Origin of the sequence: Gymnodinialimonas sp. 57CJ19, assembly GCF_038396845.1 — a bacterium.
GTDB lineage: Bacteria > Pseudomonadota > Alphaproteobacteria > Rhodobacterales > Rhodobacteraceae > Gymnodinialimonas.
Map to the genome: position 1 here is coordinate 514,510 of NZ_CP151587.1, position 19,666 is coordinate 534,175.

The window sequence follows — 19,666 nt, forward strand, 5'->3', positions numbered from 1 at the left end:
CTGCTGTTAACCAGTCCGACAGAATCACCGCGAATTTTCCAGAAATCTTGGGTATGAAGCAGCCGAGGCTTTAGCTTTCAGCAATGCCTTGTCCATAGAAATGGACCGTCAGGTGATCCGACCTGCGTTTAGGGACAGCCGGATTCGGCCACCCACCCGCGCGATCATCCAGTTTGTTGCCAGAAGGCATGGGCCCGGCCCGCCGCACAATGTTCGCGGCCCGCCACCTACTTTCACGCCCGCAACTTCAACGCCCGCTGTCAACGCCAGGACCGGAAAGCCCGAGGGATCCATCATGATCGTCGCAGGAAGTCTACTTGCATTGCTCCTTATGGGGCTTGCCCTTGATGGGTTCGTGAACCCCGTCGAAGGAAGCCCTGACGATTCGTCGCCCGATGACGACCCCGGTGCGAACGATCTGGAAACACCCGAAACGGGCACCGGGCTGACAGACCTTCTGGACGCCGACGCGGCCGCGATGGACGCCGCAAACGCCGAAGAAGAAGAGACCGCGGACGACGCCCCCGAAAGCGCCCGCGCCGAAGCGGCGGAACTTGAGGCCGCCGAAACCGCAGAGGCCACCGCCGATTCCGACTGGTCCCGGGCAGAACCTGCCGAGGACGACAGCGCCTTCGTGGAAATCAGCGCCACCGCAGACATCGAAGGCGAAACCGTCGCCTATGTGGAGTATTTCAGCACCGACACCGACACGCTGGTGCTGGAATTTGACGGTACCGCCGAGAACGCGCCCGCCATTGATGTCGAACATGACCCGGAAGAGGACGCCACGCTGGTCTTCGCCAATGGCCTTCCCGTCACCTTGGTTGATGGCACGACCCCCCTCACAGAAGATCACGTCCGTGTTGTGATGTCTGACGCGGCCGACACCCCGGCCACATCGCCCGCGGCAACCGATGAAACAGGCGATCGCGCGCAAACGCCAGACGTGCCGCAGACTCTCCCTCTCGGCGAAACACCCTCCTCCACCGAGGGGCGCGATCCGGGCAGTGATGGCCCCTTGATCCAGATTGAAGACCCGCTCCCCCGTGCCGATGAACCCTCCGTCGTGGTGACAGAACCCGCCAACGAAGATCCGTTGGAAGCCAATGAGCTCGACACGATTCTGGACCAGATCACCAAGGACCTTGCCGGAATTGGTGGCACCGACGAGATGCTGCAAGCCCGCGTCGATATTGATGCGGCCTTCGGCACCGGCGGCGATGATGCCCTGACCGGCACGTTCAACAGTGATGAACTCTCGGGCGGCGATGGCGCCGGGACGCTGTATGGTGATGAAGGCAACGACACGCTGTACGCCGGTGGCGGCAATGATGAGCTTTACGGCGGCTCCGGCGCCGATGATCTGCAAGGCGAAACCGGCGTTGATTTCCTGAACGGAGGAGAGGGGAATGACACCCTCGACGGCGGCAGTGACCGTGACCTCCTGTTCGGCGGCGAAGGGGATGACGTTCTGCACGGCGGCGGCGCCAACGACTTCCTGCAAGGGGGGCTGGGGATGGATACCCTCAACGGTGGCTCCGGTGACGATACGCTGGATGGCACCTTTGGCGAAGGCTCCAATGACCAGGACGACGCCGATGTGCTTTGGGGAGGCTCTGGCGACGATCACATCATTCTGGGGCAAGGTGACCTTGCTGTTGGTGGCGCCGGCTCCGATACATTCACCGGCGGCTCCTACATCGAAAGCGCCGAAGTCGCGGGCCGCGTGGCAGACTTTGATCCCTCCGAGGACCGCATCGAAGTTATCTTCGACCCCTCCGTGAACCCCGATCCAACCCTGGAAGTCCAGGATTTCGCTGACGGAAGCGGGGCGAACATCATCCTGAATGGAGAAATCATCCTCTCCGTGGAAGGCGCCCAAGGGCTCGATCCCAATATGGTCGTCCTCCAGGCCGTCGCCTGACACGTCGGGGCCATCCGCCTCCGACGTGGCCGCTCAGGCCTCCCAAACCTGCAGCTGCACCTTGTAGCCGATATAAAGCGGATGCTTCGGGTGCCCTGCCTTCGACAACCCCAAATGCAGCAACTCCCGCCCCGTCCCCTTCAACAACGCCGCCACTTCCGGCCCGCGCCCCCGGTGCTCTCCATGGGTGCCCCAGGCGCAAATCACCCGGTCAGCCCAATCCAGCCCCTGCAACAGCGCGGCATCGTTTTCAGGCCCGACCGGGTCTTCCGCCCGGCGCATGTCCCTTGGATCCGTGGCGCGATAGGCAAAGATATTCAGAACCCGAAACGCCCCATAGCCAAGCGCCCGTGACCGTCTCTCGCAACGCTCCACCGTGGGATCATTCTGAACCTCTGTCGCGGTCGATGGGTTCAACATGATGAACAACCCCCTCTCCCCGGCCTCATCCCACACACGGGTCAAGGAATAACGATAGGCCTCGCAATCGGAATAGACCGCGACCGAGGCCGCATCCCCCTTCAAATGCTGACGCTCGATCATCATTTCACCTTTTCATAAATATCGAATCCCGCGCCATCCACGCGCATCGCCCGCTCCATTGAAACGCCGGGCAGGGCGGCGGCGGGGTGGGTGGGTGGGCGCTGCCGCCCTGCCCGTCCCAACCTCACAAATTGAACACGCGCTCAGGGTGTAACTCGCCCGCGCGGTAGCGGCCCACGGCAACGGGCACGCCATTCAACGTTGCCCAAGCCAAGTCGCCATATTCCACGTTTCCCGGCAACACGCCGCCGGGGTTGCCATTGCGCAACCTTGCTGCACCCGCCTCGGTCGCTCGCAGCTCAGGCAATGCGTGCAGCGCCATGCCCACGGGGTGCAACAACGCGTCGATCTCCTCGGACCGCGCCAGTGCCTCGACCCGGTCAAGGCCCACGGCCTCCTCTATATCAAACGGCCCGACCCATGTGCGCCGCAACCACAAGACATGGCCCAAGCAGCCCAATGCCTGCCCCAGGTCCCGCGCGATCGAGCGCACGTAACCGCCCGACCCGCAAACGAACTCCAGATCCACATGATCGGCATCGGGGCGCCCGATCACCTTCAGGCTTTCCACATACAAATCGCGGGCCGCCAGTTCCATCTCGCCACCGCCGCGCGCAATGTCATAGGCGCGTTCCCCATCCACCTTCACAGCAGAGAACTGCGGCGGGACTTGTTGGATATCGCCCACAAAGGCGGGCAAGGCCGCCGTAATCTCGGCATCACTGGGCCGCGCGTCAGAGGTTTCAATCACCTCCCCCTCGGCGTCATCGGTCTTTGTGGAAACACCCAGACGGACCCGGAAATCATAGGCCTTCAGATCATCTCCCATATAGGCAATGGTCTTGGTCGCCTCGCCCAACGCCACCGGCAACATGCCGGTCGCGTCCGGGTCCAAGGTGCCTGCGTGACCGGCCTTCTTGGCGTCAAAGCACCAGCGCACCTTGTTGACCACCGCGGTCGAGGTCAGCCCCGCAGGCTTGTCCACCAGGACCCAACCCGAAATATCGCGGCCTTTTTTCCTACGTGCCATCTAAGTAACCCCGTCTAAAATCAGGATGGCGGGCTACCCGTCGCCATGGCCTGCGTCAACCGCCCCATCCACGACGACACCCAGGATCGGCCCCACCGGAAACCCGAGATCCGAGCGTCCAATTTCGGGCGCATAAAGGCGCGAGACTCGGCCATCGAAGTAAAGCGCGTTCGGCGTCTCCAGATAATCCCGGAAGAACCGCGCGAAGTGATGGAAGTTTACGGCTTGGTCCGAGATCACCATCCACATCCGGTCGCCCTCGGCACTCACGCCGACGCCGTTGCGTATGTTGTAGCTATCGCTGTCGCGCAGAAAGCGTGGATGCAATTCCCCGTCAATGACCAGCATCGGCCCCGATTGCGTCGCATGGCGGCAGGGCGGAGGGTTTTCCGCGAAGGTGCGGCTCTCAACAACCGCGGCTTGGCCGTCCTCCAGGCACAGCACGCCATTGGGCAGAAGGCCAAAATTACCCGGCCCGTCCGAGGTTATGATCCGCATCTCCTCTTCCCCGTTTTCCACGTAGAGCCCGACGGGGGACCGATCTTCGTGGAACATGCCCGCGTTCATGGCCACATCCAGCCGCGCCCCTTCCGGCAGAAGGCTTTCCACGCGGCCAAAGGTGCCAAGCACCTCGCCGGCTTCATCGCGCAGGAACAGGCGCACATCCGCATCGGTCAACGCGACCTCGCAGGCGGTGAATTCTGCGTCGTCAAAAAGCACCGTTTCACATTGAGCGGCGCTGATCGTGGGGGCAAAAAGGAAGGTCGCCAACAAAAGGGTGCGGATCATGCGCCCCCCTCTTCGTCATCCTCATCCCGCACCAGTTCGACATCGCGGCGCACTTCGGCACGCGACAGCATTTCGCGGGTCGCGTCCATCTGGTCGAACGTCTGATCAATTACAAAGCGCAGGTCCGGCAGATACTTCAGCTTCAGGTCTTTGCCCAGAAGCCGCCGCAGCTCGCCCTTGTTGCGCTTCAACGCCTCGATCGCCTCGTCCTTGCCCGATCCGCCCAAAGGCATCACGTAGACCGTGGCGATCTTCAGGTCGGATGAGGTCCGCACCTCTCCCACGGTGATCGACATCGCGTTCAGGACCGGGTCATGCACCTCGGCCCGCGCCAGCACAGTGGACAATGTGCGGCGGATCAATTCACCGACCCGAAGCTGTCGTTGCGACTTGCTTGGGCCGTTCTGGTTCTTACTACGTGCCATGGCTCGAATTCCCCTTGCCCCAGAGGTAGGCCATGAACGCGTCCCCCGCAAGCTGGCGCTTTCCTGTTCGGCCAGGTTCCGTTACGACCAAGCCGGAACCGGATGGAGGCGAGAATGGCCAATTCAGAAGCAAGCGTAGGCATCGCCGTGATGGGCGCATCGGGCCGCATGGGGCGAATGTTGATCGAAACGATCTCTGCCTCGGACCGGGCCCATCTGGTTGCCGTGACCGAACGGCCCGGCCACGATTGGGTCGGCGCGGATCTGGGAGAGGCCCTGGGCGGCGCGGCCAACAATGTGCCGGTGGTGGATGATCCCCTAGAGGCCATCGTGAAAGCCCAGGCGGTGATTGATTTCACCTCCCCCGAGGCGACCGTCGCCCATGCGAAGTTAACGGCGCAGGCCCGGGCCGTGCATGTGATTGGCACCACGGGCATGTCCGAGGCGGATATCGATACGCTGGACGCCTGCGCCCGCCACGCCTGCATTGTGCGGGCAGGAAACATGAGCCTTGGGGTGAACCTTCTGGTCCGGCTGACGCAACAGGTCGCCGCCGCCTTGGACGAGGATTTCGACATCGAGGTCGTGGAGGCGCACCACCGCCACAAGGTTGATGCCCCCTCGGGCACGGCACTTATGCTTGGTGAAGCCGCCGCCGCAGGGCGCGGCGTGGCCTTGGGCGACGTGAAAGACAGCGGGCGGGACGGGATCACCGGCGCACGGACCCGGGGCGACATCGGCTTTTCCGCGATTCGCGGCGGAGATGTCGTGGGCGAGCATGACGTGATCTTTGCCGCCGATGGAGAGCGGATCGTCCTGCGCCACCTGGCCACCGACCGCGCGATCTTCTCTCGCGGGGCGCTGAAGGCCGCGCTTTGGGGGCAAGGACGCGCGCCGGGGCACTACTCGATGATGTCGGTGCTGGGGCTGGCCTGAGGTCGCGCGCTGCCGGGGCGGGGTCGAAAACTCTTGCAAGAGTTTTCCCCAATCCCTTGCAAGGGATTGCGCAGATCCTTGCAAGGATCTGGTCCGACGGCGCAGTTAGAAATCGACGGCGATGCCTTTGCGCTCCCAGTCGCCGTAGCGCACGGGCTCGGGCCCGTCGCGGCCGCCAAGTTCTGTCGGCAGCGTGGCCTCTTTCGTCTTCGCGCGGCGCTCTTCCGCCTCGGCGAGGGCACGGGCCGCTTCTGGGGTCAGGTCCTTGGGATCGCTCATGGCGGGGCCTCCGGCTTGTGTGTCATTGCCACCTGATATACGCGGCAAAGCTCTTGGAACAAGGAAATCCGCCCATGAAAGCGCGTCCCGCTGCCCTAATCCTGCTTAACGCCGTCCTGAGGGATCGTCAGATCCTGGGTCAGGTCGACGTGCCTGCCGAAGGGGCCGAAGCTGCGCGGGCAAGCCGTTTGGCGCTGGCCGTTCTGCGCAATCTGGGCGCGGTGGACGCGGTGTTAAAGCCTTACACCCAACGCAAGCCACAGATCGGGGTGCACAACATCCTGCGTCTCGGCGCGGTGGAGTTGTTGGTGAACGGTGAAGACGCCCACGGCGTCGTGAGTGATTTGGTCGGCATCTCCAAGACCCAGCCCCACACCCGCAAAGCGCAGGGCATGGTGAACGCGATTCTACGCAAGGTCGCCACGGAAGGGCCCGAAGTTTGGGCCAAGACCCAGCCGCAGCGCCTGCCACCCTGGCTCGACAAGGCGCTGCGCAAGCGGATCGGGGCCGAGGGGATCAAAGCGATCGAGGCCGCACAAGCGCAGACGCCGCCAATTGATCTGACCCCACGCGATGCCGATTTCGCGCTGGAGGGGGCGGATGTGCTGCCGACCGGCTCATTGCGACTGCACAATCACCCGCAGGTCAGCGCTTTGCCCGGATATGCCGAGGGCAAGTTCTGGGTTCAAGACGCCGCCGCCGCCGTTCCGGTAAAGCTGCTGGGTGACGTGAAGGGCAAGAAAGTGCTCGACATCTGCGCCGCGCCCGGAGGCAAGACCATGCAGCTGGCCGCCGCCGGGGCCGAGGTCACCGCGCTCGACATTTCTGGCCCGCGCATGAAGCGGGTGGCCGAAAACCTTACCCGGACGCAGCTTTCCGCAAGCCTCGTCACAGGGGATGCCTTTCAGCATCAAGGCACCTACGACGCCATTCTTCTGGATGCGCCTTGTTCCGCCACTGGCACGATTCGCCGCCACCCCGATCTGCCTTTCGTCAAATCCGGCGATGAGATCGAGCCGTTGACCAAGCTGCAAATGCAGATGATCGACCATGCCCTGACCCTGCTCAAACCCGGCGGCACGCTGGTCTATTGCACCTGCTCGTTGCTGCCCGTCGAGGGCGAGTTCCAGATCAAGGCCGCCCTCAAACGGCACGACGCCCTCTCGATCATCCCAACCGATCCCACCGCCATCGGTGGCGATGCGGCTTGGGCGAGCGAAGAAGGGGGGCTGCGCCTGTGGCCGTCCTTTTGGGCGGATAAAGGCGGGATGGACGGCTTCTATATGGCCGCACTGCGCCTGTCGTGATATTGCCCCGCTGACCCCGCAAACAGGCAGCCCAACCCTATGTCCGCACCCGTCCCTCCGTCCCCCGCAAGGCCGCGCCCGCCGCAGGGCAGGGGTGCGCGGTTAACCCATCGGTGGGCCGCCCGGGCCGCTGGCTGGGGGCCCCGGATGCAGGGTTTCCTGTGGCAACCCGAGGTGCGCTTCCCCGGCTCTGCCGCCCGCGGTCGGCAGTTGATGGCCGGTAACTTCCGCCTGGGCGGGGCGTTGATCGAAGCGCCCGATACCAGCCCTTGGGACATTGCCGCGCCCAATGATGATTTCGAAGCCGCGTTGCACGGGTTCTATTGGCTCGACGATCTGGCCGCTGTCCCTGACGGCGCGGGCCGCGATACCGCGCAGCTTTGGCTGTCGCAATGGGTAGAGCGTTACGGCAAGGGCCAGGGGCCGGGGTGGAGCGCCGATTTAACTGGGCGTCGGCAAATCCGCTGGATCACCCATGCGCTGTTCCTGATGAACGGTCAGCGCCCGCCTGAGACCAAGCTGTTCCACCGCACGCTGTCTCGGCAGACCAACTTTCTGGCGAAACGCTGGCACCGCGCCTCGCCGGGATTGCCAAGGTTCGAGGCCCTGACCGGGTTGATCTATTCGGCCTGCGCCTTGATCGGGATGGAAACGGTTCTTGATCCCGCGCTGCAAGGGTTGGCGCAGGAATGCGCCACGCAGGTTGACGCACAAGGCGGCATCGTCACGCGCAACCCCGAAGAATTGCTCGAGGTCTTTGTTCTGCTCACGTGGATCGCGCAGATCCTGCAAGAAACCGGCAAGCGGGCCGATCCGGCCGTGGATACCGCGATCTTGCGTATCGCGCCGACGCTGCGGGCCATGCGCCATGCCGATGGTAGCCTCGTGCGGGCCCACGGTGGCGGGCGTGGCGCGCCGGGGCGCCTGATCGGAGCGCTGGTGCAATCGGGCGTCCGGCCTGCGAGGATCAAGGGCTTAGCCATGGGCTATGCCCGCATGGCCTCGGGCCGGGTGACGGTGATCGCCGATGCCGCGCCGCCAATGATGGGACCGGGATCAACCAATGCCCACGCGGGCACCTTGGCGTTTGAAATGGCCTCGGCCAATCACCCCGTTATCGTGAACGCGGGCTCTGGCGCGGCGTTCGGGGCCGACTGGCGGCGGGCCGGACGGGCAACGGTCAGCCATTCCACCGTGTCGCTTGAGGGATATTCCTCGTCCCGGTTCGCTCACAAAGCCTCAGACGTCCCGCCCGAGCGGCAGGGTTTTGCCGAAGGGCCGACCGATGTGTCGATCCAAGTGTCGGAAATCGCCGGGGGAGAAGGCATCGTGCTGTCCCACGACGGCTGGCGACGCACCCATGGGCTGGTGCATTTGCGGTCCCTGACGTTGGAAGACAACGGCAACCTGTTGCGCGGCGAAGATGGGTTGGCGGCGCTGGACGGCGATGACCGCAACCGGTTCACCCGGGTCAATCGCAACCTGCCCTCGGACGTGGGCCTGCGTTTTGCCGCAAGGTTTCATTTGCACCCCGATGTGGTGGTGGAATTGGACATGGGCGGCGCGGCGATCTCGCTGACACTGCCCACCGATGAGGTCTGGGTCTTCCGCCACGGCGGCGAGGCCGAGATGTCGATCATGCCCTCGATTTATTTCGACGACACCCGCCTGAGGCCCCGCGCGACAAAACAGATCGTTTTAACGTCTCGGGTCAGGGGGTATGGAGCGGCTGTCAGCTGGTCCATCGCCCGCCCCTCTGCGTTGCTGCCAGCCCCAGACCTGTCCTTGTGAAGACCACGGGGACGCTGCCTTGAAGGATTGCCCATGACGAACCCCGCCCCCCTGAACCGTGCCCTGCTGTCCGTGTCTGACAAGACCGGCCTGATCGAATTCGCCAGTGACCTGGCTGCGCGGGGGGTTGATTTGCTGTCCACCGGGGGCACCGCCAAGGCGTTGCGTGAAGCGGGCCTGCCGGTGCGCGATGTGTCCGAGGTGACAGGCTTTCCCGAGATGATGGATGGCCGCGTCAAGACATTGCACCCGATGATCCACGGCGGCCTTTTGGCCCTGCGCGACAACAAGGATCACCAAACGGCGATGCAGGAACATGGCATTGGCGCGATCGACCTGTTGGTGGTGAACCTCTATCCGTTCGAGGAAACCGTGGCCAAGGGCGCGGATTACGACACCTGCATCGAGAACATCGACATCGGCGGCCCGGCGATGATCCGCGCGGCAGCCAAGAACCACGGCGCGGTGACGGTCCTGACAAGCCCCGCGCAATACGCGGGCCTGCTGGAAGAGTTGGACGCCGAGAAAGGCACGTCGTTCCCGTTCCGCCAGCGCATGGCGCAAGCGGCTTACGCCCGCACGGCGGCTTATGACGCGGCGGTCTCCTCTTGGATGGCGGGCGCGGCCGGGATCGAGACACCCCCGCATCGCGCTTTCGCGGGCACCTTGGCGCAGGAAATGCGTTACGGCGAGAACCCGCACCAGAAGGCAGCGTTCTACCACGACGGCTCGGCCCGCCCCGGCGTGGCCACGGCAGCGCAGCATCAGGGCAAGGCGCTGAGCTATAACAACATCAACGACACCGACGCGGCGTTTGAGCTGGTGTCCGAGTTCGCCCCGGCGGACGGTCCCGCCGTGGCGATCATCAAGCACGCCAACCCTTCGGGCGTGGCGCGGGGTGCCACTCTGGTCGAAGCGTACCGGGCAGCGTTTGACTGCGACCGGACCAGCGCGTTCGGCGGTATCGTGGCCCTGAACCAGAAGCTGGACGCCGCAACCGCGGAAGAAATCGTGCAGATCTTCACCGAGGTCGTGATCGCCCCCGATGCCGATGAAGACGCCAAGGCGATCTTCGCGGCCAAGAAGAACCTGCGCCTGTTGACCACGGGCGGCTTGCCCAACCCTCGTGCGCCGATGGTGGCCTACAAGCAGGTCGCGGGCGGCTTGTTGGTGCAAGACAAGGACACCGGGTTCGTGGCGGCGGATGATTTGAAGGTGGTGACGAAACGCACGCCGTCCGATCAGGAAATGACCGACCTGCGCTTTTCCTGGACCGTGGCCAAGCACACGAAATCCAACGCGATCATCTACGCCAAAGGCGGCGCGACGGTGGGGATCGGCGCGGGCCAGATGAGCCGCGTTGACAGCTCGACCATCGCGGCGTTGAAGGCGGCCCGAATGGGCACGGAATGCGGCATGGCGGACACGCCCGCGAAGGGCTCGGTTGTCGCATCTGATGCGTTTTTCCCCTTTGCCGATGGCTTGCTGGCAGCGGCAGAGGCGGGCGCCACTGCGGTGATCCAGCCCGGCGGCTCGATGCGCGATGACGAGGTGATCGCCGCGGCAGATGACGCGGGCTTGGCGATGGTGTTTACAGGTATGCGCCACTTCCGGCACTAACGGCATTTGGGGCGCAACGGCGCCTCGGCTCATGCCTCCTCGCCGGTGCGGCGGGGAGAGATAGGATAAAACGATGAGGCTTGTGATATTGAGCGCGGCGTTCTGGTTCGTGATTGATCAGGGGTCCAAGTATGGCGTGCTCTATGGCCTCAACCTGATTGAGCGCATCCATATGGAGGTGTTTCCGCCGTTTCTGGTGTTCCACCTTGGCTGGAATACGGGGATCAACTTTGGCATCCTTGCGGGCGGGCCCGAGGTGACGCGTTACGGGCTTGTGGTGCTGGCGCTGCTGATCTGCGGCTGGTTGCTTTATTGGGCGAAGACCGGGCTGACGCGGCCTTTGGCGCTGATCAGCGCGGGCGCGGTGATTGGCGGAGCGCTTGGTAACGCGCTGGATCGGGTGATCCACGGGGCGGTGATCGACTTTCTCAACATGTCGTGTTGCGGGTTCCAGAACCCCTATACCTTCAATATCGCCGATATCGGCGTGGTTGTCGGGGCCATTGGCTTGCTCCTGTTCGCAGATCCGGCAAAAAAGGCGGCGTAATGCCGGGATGGAGATAACCCCGTGACGGGCGTTTGAAGATGCGCTAGACCAAGCGCCAAGGAGACTTCGATGGCTATGCGCGCAACACTTCTGGTTCTGATGACCGCCACGATCGGGCTGACCGCCTGCTCGAACGGCACGCCCACGCTTATGAACCTGCGCAACACCGAGTCCGGGCCCGATGAATTTGCCATCGTCCCCACCAATGATCTGGAATTGCCCGCCGATCGCAGCACTCTGCCAACGCCCACCTTGGGTGGCACCAACCGCGCTGATCCGACGCCCGAGGCCGATGCTATCGCAGCCCTTGGCGGCAATATCGCGCGCGCCAATGCCAACGCAGGCGGGCTGATCAACCACGCGTCCCGCTTCGGCGTTGCCCCCGACATTCGCGGCACCCTTGCCGCCGAAGATCTGGCGTTCCGGCAGAATAACGGTGGCCGTGTGCTGGAGCGTCTGTTCCAGAACAACGTCTACTTCCGGGCCTACCGCCGCCAAGCCTTGGATCGCTACGCCGAGCTGGAGCGGTTGCGCCGTTCCGGTGTGCAAACCCCAAGCGCCCCGCCGCCCGGCCTCTGACGCCCCCGGATATCGCCCGCCCCCAATGCCCCCTCTGGCCCCCGCCAAAGGGCTCTTTTGCGCTGATCCAACGGCAAAGATCGACCGTGGCCTACGGCATTCCTTACTGCCTTCCGCGTCACGTCTGCGTCAGGAGTGTTGATGCGCCCGTGAAACCCCATACATTCACTCCCAACGATCCAAAGCCCCGGAGACCTCCTTCATGATCCGCCCCCATCTGGCAGGCCTCGGCCTTGCTCTCGGCCTTACAGCCCTGCCGCTTGCGGCCAATGCCGCCGGTGAAGTTACCGAATTCACCCTTGATAACGGGATGCAGGTGGTTGTGATCGAAGATCACCGTAGCGCTGCTGTGACCCATATGGTCTGGTACCGCGCGGGTTCTGCCGATGAAATGCCGGGCCAATCGGGGATCGCTCATTTTCTTGAGCACCTGATGTTCAAAGCCACCGACGATCTGGAATCCCGTGAATTTTCGCGCATCGTTGAAGAAAACGGCGGGTCGGACAATGCGTTCACTTCCTGGGATTATACCGCCTATCATCAGCACATCGCCGCGGATCGTCTGGGTCTGATGATGATGATGGAAGCCGACCGGATGCGTGATTTGGTCTTTGATGAGGATGAAGTCGCCACCGAGCGGCAGGTGATTCTGGAAGAACGCGCCCAACGAACCGACACCTCGCCCGGCGCCTTGTTCAACGAACAATTGTCGGCGGCCACGTACCTCAACCATCCCTACGGTCGCCCGATCATCGGCTGGCGCCACGAGATGGAAGAGTTGAGCCTTCAAGACGCCCGCGATTGGTACGGGACGCACTACCATCCCAACAATGCGATCCTTGTGGTAGCGGGCGACGCCACCCCCGAAGAGGTTCGCGCCCTGGCCGAAGAACATTACGGCCCGATCCCCGCGAACCCCGATATCGCAGCCGCCGAATCGCGCGAGCGCCCCACCGAGCCGCCCCACATCGCGCAGCGGCGCGTGACCTACGAGGACGCCCGTGTCGCCAACCCCTATGTCTCGATCGAATACCTCGCGCCGGAACGCAACGCGGGCGATCAGGAAGAGGCGGCAGCGCTGACGCTTCTGGCGGAAATCCTTGCAGGCTCGGGCTTCACCTCGGTTCTGCCACGGGAAATGCAGCTGGATGATGAACGCTCGCTCTTCGTGGGGGCCTATTACAGCGGCACCAGCCTTGATGAGACGACCTTTACCCTGATCAACATGCCCCTTCCCGGCACCTCTTTGGAACAGGCCGAGGCCGATCTTCTGGCCGAGATTGAGGAATTTCTGGAGGAAGGCATCGACCCCGCCCAGTTCGAGAGGATCAGGTTCCAGATCGAAGCCTCTCGCATCTACGAGGAAGACGATGCCTCGGGCCTTGCCCGTGCCTATGGGCGGGCTTTGACCTCGGGGCTGACCGTGGCCGATGTGCAGGCTTGGCCCGATGTGCTGGCCGCCACGACGATTGAAGACGTCATGGACGCGGCCCGAGAGATTTTCGGCCAAGACGCCACAACCATCGGCTACCTGATGCAGCCACCCCAAGATGAAACCGCCACCGCCACAGAGGAGGCATCCCAATGAGCGCTCGCCTGAAGCTGACCCGCCTGACCGCGCGGATCTTTGCCCCCTTGGCCGTGGCGCTGGCGTTTGCCGCACCGCTTCATGCCGATATCGTGGATATCCAATCGGTCACGTCCGAGGGCGGGATTGATGCCTGGCTGGTGGAAGATACCTCCATCCCCTTCGTGGCGCTTGATCTTTGGTTCACCGGCGGCGGCTCCATCGACGCGCCGGATGCGCGTGGGGCTGTGCATCTGATGACGGCCCTTCTGGAAGAGGGCGCGGGGGACATGGATGCGGCCACTTTCGCCGCTGAACTTGAAGGGCTTGCCGCCTCTTTCAGCTTCGACGTGTACCGCGATGAGCTGGTCATTTCAGTCCAGATGCTGACCCAGAACCGTGACGAGGTTCTGGCGCTTCTGCATGACGTGCTGATTGCCCCGCGTTTTGACGAAAGCGCGATTGAACGGGTACGCGGACAGGTCTTGTCGATCCTTGAAGGCGACGCCAATGACCCCGATACGATTGCCGGTGCCGAGTTCAACGCGCTGACCTTTGGCGATCATCCCTATGGCTCCCGTCTTGAGGGCACGCCGGAAAGCGTCGCCAGCCTGACCCGCGACGATCTGCTGGCCGCCCACCGCAGCGCACTGGTGCGCGACCGCGTGTCGGTCGGTGTGGCAGGCGACATGACCGCCGAAGACCTTGGGCCGATCCTTGATACGCTTCTGGGCGATCTGCCGCTGACTGATGTGCCCCTGCCCGAGGCGGCAGAGGTGTCAGACGAGGGCGGCATTACCGTGGTGGATTTCGAGACGCCGCAATCCTCCGTCTATTTCGGCCACGCGGGTATTGCCCGTGACGACCCCGATTTCTTCGCGGCCTTCGTGATGAACCAGGTTCTGGGTGGCGGGGGCTATCGGTCCCGGCTGATGGAAGAAGTGCGCGAACAGCGCGGGCTGACCTATGGGATCAGCACATGGCTCGGCCTCAGCCGATCCGCCCCCATGATGCAGGGCGGATTCTCATCCTCCAACGCTTTGGTGGCCGAGGCGATTGACGTGGTGCAGGCGCAATGGGCCGAGATCGCCGCCAACGGGATCACCGAGGCCGAGCTGGAGGCCGCACAGCAGTATATGACCGGGGCCTATCCGCTGCGCTTCGACGGCAACGGCACGATTGCGGGCATTCTGGCCGCGATGCAGGCCGACAATATGCCGATCGACTATATCGCCAGCCGCAATGACAATGTGCGGGCCGTGACAGTGGAAGATATCCAACGGGTCGCCGCAGAGCTTGTTGATAGTGACGCATTGCGCTTCGTGGTGGTGGGCCAACCCGAGGGGCTTGAAGCCTCCAACTGACGGCGGCAACGGGGCGGCGGGCCGAGGCCCGCCCGACCTGGCCTAAGCTGGCCGAAGCGTCTGTCACCCCGTTAACCAACCTACCCAGCTTAGTCCCTGGTGAGGCGCGGAATCGGTTCCCACCCCAAGGCCGCCTGTGCTACAGGTAGCGCCATGGCACATCCCACCCCCAACATATCCACAGGCATTGCCGATTCTGGCCGCCCTGTCATCCGGCAACTGGATGAAGCTGCCATTAACCGTATCGCCGCGGGTGAGGTGGTGGAGCGTCCAGCGTCCGCCGTGAAAGAGCTCGTGGAAAACGCGATTGACGCGGGCGCACGGCGCATCGTGGTAGAGGTCGCCCATGGCGGCAAAACGCTGATCCGCGTCTCCGATGACGGCTGCGGGATGGAGGCAGATGACCTGCCCATGGCCTTGTCGCGCCATGCAACGTCAAAGATCGACGGCACGGACCTTCTGAACATTCACTCGTTTGGGTTCAGGGGAGAGGCGCTGCCCTCCCTCGGGTCTGTCGGACGGCTCTGTATTACGTCCCGCGCCTCGGACGCGGGCCACATGATCCGTGTGACGGGCGGAGCCCATGAGGCGGTGAAGCCCGCAGCGTTGAACCGGGGCACCGTGGTTGAATTGCGTGATCTGTTTTTTGCCACGCCAGCGCGGCTCAAGTTTCTGCGCACGGACCGGGCCGAGATGCAGGCGATTTCTGATGTGGTGAAACGGTTGGCGATGGCCGAACCCTCCATCGGGTTCACGCTGAAGGATGTGACGGAGGTGGAGCGCGTGACGTTCCGCGTCGATCCCGAAAGCGGCGATCTGTTCGATGCGTTGCGTGGGCGATTGACGGCGATCATGGGCCGAGAGTTCACCGACAATGCGCTGGCCATTGATGCCGAGCGCGAAGGGCTGCACCTGAGGGGCTACGCCGCCCTGCCCACCTATTCCCGCGGCTCCGCCGTGGCGCAATTCCTGTTCGTGAACGGGCGGCTTGTGCGGGACAAGCTGCTGATCGGGGCGCTGAGGGCGGCCTATATGGATGTGTTGAGCCGAGACCGGCATCCGGCGGCCGTGCTGTTCATCGGTTGCCCGTCCGAGAGGGTGGATGTGAACGTGCATCCGGCGAAATCCGAGGTGCGGTTCAGGGAGCCTACCGCCGCACGGTCGTTGATTGTGACGGGGTTGCGCCATGCCTTGGCCGAAGCCGGGCATCGCGCGTCGTCCACCGTCGCTGACGCGACGTTGCAGGCGTTTCAGACGGCTCCTCAAGCGCCTCCTGCGGAGCCGCTTTCCTCGCCGCGCGTCTATCAGATGGACCGGACGGGCCAGCAGCGCGGTTTCGCGCCGATCCGGGGCATGGAGGAAGCGGCCCCGTCTTGGTCCGCCCCCTCGGCCCGCGTCGATGAAGCGGTGATCGACAGCGACGGTCCCTTGGGCGCCGCAAGGGCACAGGTCCACGAGAATTACATCATCGCGCAAACCCCCGGCGGCATTGTGGTGGTGGATCAGCACGCGGCCCACGAGCGGTTGGTGTACGAGCGGTTAAAGACTCAGATGGCCGAAAACGGTGTGGCGAGGCAGGCGTTGCTGATCCCCGAGATCATCACCCTTGGCACCGATGCGGACCGTCTGTTGGATCACGCGGCAGAGTTGGAGCGGTTTGGCCTGGTGATTGAACCGTTCGGGCCGGGCACCGTGGCGGTACGCGAAACCCCGGCCATTCTGGGGGAGATCAATGCCGAAGCGATGGTGCGCGATATCCTGGATGAATTGGCCGATCTGGGCGACAGCCAGACGGTACAAGCCCGGGTCGAGGCGGTGTTGAGCCGCGTGGCCTGCCACGGCTCCATCCGGTCAGGGCGGCAGATGCGGGCCGATGAGATGAACGCCCTGCTCCGCGAGATGGAGGCCACGCCGCTATCGGGCCAGTGCAACCACGGGCGGCCCACCTATGTGGAGCTGAAACTGGCAGATATTGAGCGGCTGTTCGGGCGCACGTGATTACTCTTGGCGAGATTTCGGTGGATCTGAGCGATCCGGTTGTATGGGCCGTTGTGGGCGGCGCGGTGGCGTTGGTCTTGTTGATGGTGCTGATCCTGTCGGGGTTGAAGGCCGCAAAACGATCCGCCTTGGCGGTGGAGCCGCTGGCGCACCACATGGCGGCATTGGGAAAGACGGTGCAGGCGTTAGGTCAGGGACAGGAGCGGCTGGCCGGTGGTTTGGCCGCGGTGTCGGACCATCAGGCGAGAGCACAGGCCTCGTTGCAGGAGGCGATGGAGCGGCGGTTGGAGGAGGTGCAGAAGGGCATGTCCGAAACGCTGCACGGGACGTCAACGCGCACGGCGCGGAGCCTTGGGGAATTGCAGCAGAAGCTGGAGCAGATCGACCGGGCGCAGGCGAAGATCGAAAAGCTCTCGGGCGATGTATTGGGGTTGCAGGATATCCTGTCGAACAAGCAACGGCGCGGGATGTTTGGGGAAATCCAACTGAACGATATCGTGTCCGGCGCCCTGCCACCGGACGCCTACGCGCTGCAAGCGACGCTATCGAACGGAAAGCGAGCAGATGTGTTGATTCATCTGCCGAACCCACCGGGGCCGATTGTGATCGACGCCAAGTTCCCGCTGGAGGCCTATGAGGCGTTGATGAGAGCCCCCAACGCCGAGGCTCAAGCACGGGCGTTGCGAGAGTTTGGGGCGGCGGTCCGGGTGCATATCAAGGCGATCTCGGAGAAATACATCATCGAGGGAGAGACCGCCGACGGGGCGCTGATGTTCCTGCCCTCAGAGGCTGTCTACGCCGAGTTACACGCACGCCTGCCCGAGGTCGTGAGGGCGGGGTTTGACGCAAGGGTCTGGATCGTATCGCCCACCACCTGCATGGCCACGCTGAACACAATGCGGGCGGTGATGAAGGACGCAAGGATGCGCGAGCAGGCCGGAGAGATCCGCAAAGCCTTGAAGCAATTGCACCGCGATGTGGAGATTGTCGGCGAGCGGGCGGGAAAGCTGGAAGCGCATTTGCGGCAGGCCGGGGACGACGTGGCCGGAATTTTGACCGCGTCGTCCCGGGCCGGGAAGCGGGCGGAGCGGCTGGATAACTTTGACTTTGAAGAGATGGCTCCCGATGGCGCAGGTGTGGTGCCCTTGCCGAGAGGATGACAGGGTGGCGGCCCAGAGTTTTGCAAAACTCTGGGAAAACTCTTGCAAGAGTTTTGGGGAATTCCTTGCAAGGAATTCCATGGCGCGGTCAGGGGCAGGAGAAGGTGTCGGTCAGGATTGCTTGGAGGGCGGTTGCGTCCTCGGCTTTGAAGGCATCGGGCTGATTGCTGTCGATATCGAGGACCGCGATGATGGTGCCGGAGGCGTCGCGGACCGGCAGGACGATTTCAGAACGGGTGGAGGAGGCGCAGGCGATGTGGCCTGGGAAAGCATCAACGTCTGCGACCAATTGCGTTTCACCGGTCCGGGCCGCCGCGCCGCAAACCCCCTTGGAGAACGGGATTTGCAGGCAGCCGTGACCACCTTGGTAAGGACCGATTTTGAGCAGGTTCGGTTCCGTGACACGGTAGAATCCGGTCCAATCGAAGCGGGGGTCTGCGTGGTGCAGCTCACACGCCACCGTGGCCATGAGGGCCACGGTGTCGGTTTCGCCTTCGGTGAGGGAGGCGATCGTTTTGGTAAGCGTTGCGTAGTCGGCCATGGTGGGATTCGATATTTGAGAAAAGGTGAAGGGTTAGTCGCGCTCGATTGCGATGGCGGTGCCTTCGCCGCCGCCGATGCAGATGGCGGCGATGCCTCGTTTCAGGTTACGTGCCTCCAGGGCGTGGAGCAGCGTGACGATGATCCGCGCGCCAGAGGCGCCGATGGGGTGGCCCAGGGCACAGGCGCCGCCGTTTACGTTTAGCTTTTCCCGAGGGACGTTCATTTCGTGCATGAAGGCCATAGGGACGACGGCAAAGGCTTCGTTCACTTCCCATAGGTCCACGTCCTCGGTTGTCCAGCCGATACGGTCGAGCAGTTGCTGAGTGGCCGGGACCGGGGCCGTTGGAAAGAGGGACGGCGCATGGGCATGGGAAGCGTGGCCAAGGATGCGAGCACGCACGGGCAGGCCTTGGGTCTTGGCCGCGGAGGCACGCGCCAGGGTGAGGGCAGCGGCGCCATCGGAGATCGAAGAGGAGTTGGCGGCAGTGACCGTACCACCTTCGCGGAAGGCCGGTTTGAGTTGGGGAATCTTGTCAGGCCGCGCATTGCCCGGCTGTTCATCTGTTGTGACCTCGGTCGCGCCTTTACGGGTCTTGATCGTGATCGGGGTGACCTCGTTGGCGAAGGCGCCAGAGTTCAGTGCGGCCAGCGCGTTTTCCAGGGAGCCGAGCGCGTAGGCGTCCTGGGCTTCACGGGTGAACTGGAATGCTTCCGCGCAATCTTCCGCGAAAGTCCCCATGAGGCGGCCTTTGTCGTAGGCGTCTTCGAGACCATCGAGGAACATATGATCCAGGGTCTTCTGATGGCCGATGCGCGCGCCGTTGCGCATGGAGGGCATCAAGTAAGGGGCGTTGGTCATGGATTCCATCCCGCCTGCCACGATCACATCCGCCTGCCCGAGGGCCAGCGCATCGTAGGCCATCATTGCCGCCTTCATGCCCGAGCCGCACATCTTGTTGAGGGTCGTCGCGGGGACGCTTTCGCCCAGTCCCGCGTGGAAACCTGCTTGCCGTGCGGGGGCCTGGCCCTGGCCTGCGGGAAGAACGCACCCCATCAGCAGCTCATCCACCTGTGCGCCTCCCAGCGCCGCTTTGATGGCCGCGCCGCCCAATTCGGCTGCGGTCACGGGTGAAAGTGCGCCTTGGAAACCGCCCATGGGCGTGCGTGCGGCTCCGGTAATGACAATCTGTTCCATCGTTCCTCCAAATCGCAGCGGTGCGAAAACGAAATAGTAAGACTTGTTGCCTAGGTTCGTAGCAAATGC

The 19,666-nt window shown here is 63.6% G+C and carries 18 protein-coding genes; 11 read left to right on the forward strand and 7 right to left on the reverse strand.

Annotated features, from left to right (window positions below; genetic code table 11):
• The first annotated feature begins 295 nt into the window (after window positions 1–295).
• Entirely contained in the window at window positions 296–1,924 is a 1,629-nt protein-coding gene (locus tag AADW23_RS02565) for a calcium-binding protein (RefSeq protein WP_341862961.1), read from the forward strand.
• Between the two features lie 33 nt (window positions 1,925–1,957).
• On the opposite strand, the gene AADW23_RS02570 is transcribed toward AADW23_RS02565, so the two are convergent.
• The 4 genes from AADW23_RS02570 to rbfA form a co-directional block, all read right to left on the reverse strand.
• Window positions 1,958–2,467: a DUF1643 domain-containing protein gene (locus AADW23_RS02570; protein ID WP_341864263.1), complete on the reverse strand. Its 510-nt coding sequence runs from the start codon at window positions 2,465–2,467 to the stop codon at window positions 1,958–1,960.
• 124 nt (window positions 2,468–2,591) lie between these two features.
• On the reverse strand, window positions 2,592–3,497 hold the full coding sequence (gene truB / locus AADW23_RS02575) for a tRNA pseudouridine(55) synthase TruB (RefSeq protein WP_341862962.1): 906 nt from the start codon (window positions 3,495–3,497) through the stop codon (window positions 2,592–2,594).
• A gap of 33 nt (window positions 3,498–3,530) precedes the next feature.
• Window positions 3,531–4,286, reverse strand: coding sequence for a phosphodiester glycosidase family protein (locus AADW23_RS02580; protein ID WP_341862963.1), 756 nt, complete (start codon window positions 4,284–4,286; stop codon window positions 3,531–3,533).
• A complete protein-coding gene (gene rbfA / locus AADW23_RS02585) occupies window positions 4,283–4,711 on the reverse strand; it encodes a 30S ribosome-binding factor RbfA (protein WP_341862964.1) in 429 nt (142 codons plus the stop codon). Before rbfA ends, AADW23_RS02580 begins: the two co-directional genes overlap by 4 nt.
• Window positions 4,712–4,825: 114 nt before the next feature.
• Here rbfA and dapB point away from each other — a divergent pair, with 114 nt between their 5' ends.
• Entirely contained in the window at window positions 4,826–5,647 is an 822-nt protein-coding gene (dapB, locus tag AADW23_RS02590) for a 4-hydroxy-tetrahydrodipicolinate reductase (protein WP_341862965.1), read from the forward strand.
• Between the two features lie 105 nt (window positions 5,648–5,752).
• Here the strand turns inward: dapB and AADW23_RS02595 are convergent, their stop codons facing one another.
• On the reverse strand, window positions 5,753–5,926 hold the full coding sequence (locus tag AADW23_RS02595; RefSeq protein ID WP_341862966.1) for a DUF1674 domain-containing protein: 174 nt from the start codon (window positions 5,924–5,926) through the stop codon (window positions 5,753–5,755).
• A gap of 74 nt (window positions 5,927–6,000) precedes the next feature.
• Between AADW23_RS02595 and AADW23_RS02600 the strand changes: the two genes are divergently transcribed.
• From AADW23_RS02600 to rmuC, 9 genes are all read left to right on the forward strand, one after another.
• On the forward strand, window positions 6,001–7,233 hold the full coding sequence (locus AADW23_RS02600; RefSeq protein ID WP_341862967.1) for an RsmB/NOP family class I SAM-dependent RNA methyltransferase: 1,233 nt from the start codon (window positions 6,001–6,003) through the stop codon (window positions 7,231–7,233).
• Between the two features lie 147 nt (window positions 7,234–7,380).
• Window positions 7,381–9,024 carry a heparinase II/III family protein gene (locus AADW23_RS02605; RefSeq protein ID WP_341862968.1) on the forward strand — a complete coding sequence of 548 codons (1,644 nt, stop codon included), beginning with the start codon at window positions 7,381–7,383 and terminating at the stop codon, window positions 9,022–9,024.
• Between the two features lie 33 nt (window positions 9,025–9,057).
• Window positions 9,058–10,644, forward strand: coding sequence for a bifunctional phosphoribosylaminoimidazolecarboxamide formyltransferase/IMP cyclohydrolase (gene purH / locus AADW23_RS02610; protein ID WP_341862969.1), 1,587 nt, complete (start codon window positions 9,058–9,060; stop codon window positions 10,642–10,644).
• A 73-nt stretch (window positions 10,645–10,717) separates the two neighbouring features.
• Window positions 10,718–11,191: a signal peptidase II gene (lspA, locus tag AADW23_RS02615; protein ID WP_341862970.1), complete on the forward strand. Its 474-nt coding sequence runs from the start codon at window positions 10,718–10,720 to the stop codon at window positions 11,189–11,191.
• A gap of 69 nt (window positions 11,192–11,260) precedes the next feature.
• On the forward strand, window positions 11,261–11,770 hold the full coding sequence (locus tag AADW23_RS02620; protein ID WP_341862971.1) for a DUF3035 domain-containing protein: 510 nt from the start codon (window positions 11,261–11,263) through the stop codon (window positions 11,768–11,770).
• A 202-nt stretch (window positions 11,771–11,972) separates the two neighbouring features.
• Window positions 11,973–13,358 carry a pitrilysin family protein gene (locus AADW23_RS02625; RefSeq protein WP_341862972.1) on the forward strand — a complete coding sequence of 462 codons (1,386 nt, stop codon included), beginning with the start codon at window positions 11,973–11,975 and terminating at the stop codon, window positions 13,356–13,358.
• Window positions 13,355–14,701 (forward strand): pitrilysin family protein, encoded by a 1,347-nt coding sequence (locus AADW23_RS02630; protein ID WP_341862973.1) that lies wholly within the window; start codon window positions 13,355–13,357, stop codon window positions 14,699–14,701. Before AADW23_RS02625 ends, AADW23_RS02630 begins: the two co-directional genes overlap by 4 nt.
• Window positions 14,702–14,854: 153 nt before the next feature.
• Entirely contained in the window at window positions 14,855–16,699 is a 1,845-nt protein-coding gene (gene mutL, locus AADW23_RS02635; RefSeq protein ID WP_341862974.1) for a DNA mismatch repair endonuclease MutL, read from the forward strand.
• Window positions 16,696–17,859 (forward strand): DNA recombination protein RmuC, encoded by a 1,164-nt coding sequence (gene rmuC / locus AADW23_RS02640; RefSeq protein ID WP_341862975.1) that lies wholly within the window; start codon window positions 16,696–16,698, stop codon window positions 17,857–17,859. The genes mutL and rmuC overlap by 4 nt, the downstream gene beginning before the upstream one ends.
• Before the next feature lie 88 nt (window positions 17,860–17,947).
• Here the strand turns inward: rmuC and AADW23_RS02645 are convergent, their stop codons facing one another.
• The gene (locus tag AADW23_RS02645) at window positions 17,948–18,400 is read right to left on the reverse strand and encodes a GAF domain-containing protein (RefSeq protein ID WP_341862976.1); all 453 of its coding nucleotides are present in this window, start codon (window positions 18,398–18,400) and stop codon (window positions 17,948–17,950) included.
• Between the two features lie 33 nt (window positions 18,401–18,433).
• The gene (locus AADW23_RS02650) at window positions 18,434–19,597 is read right to left on the reverse strand and encodes an acetyl-CoA C-acyltransferase (RefSeq protein WP_341862977.1); all 1,164 of its coding nucleotides are present in this window, start codon (window positions 19,595–19,597) and stop codon (window positions 18,434–18,436) included.
• Window positions 19,598–19,666 lie beyond the last annotated feature (69 nt).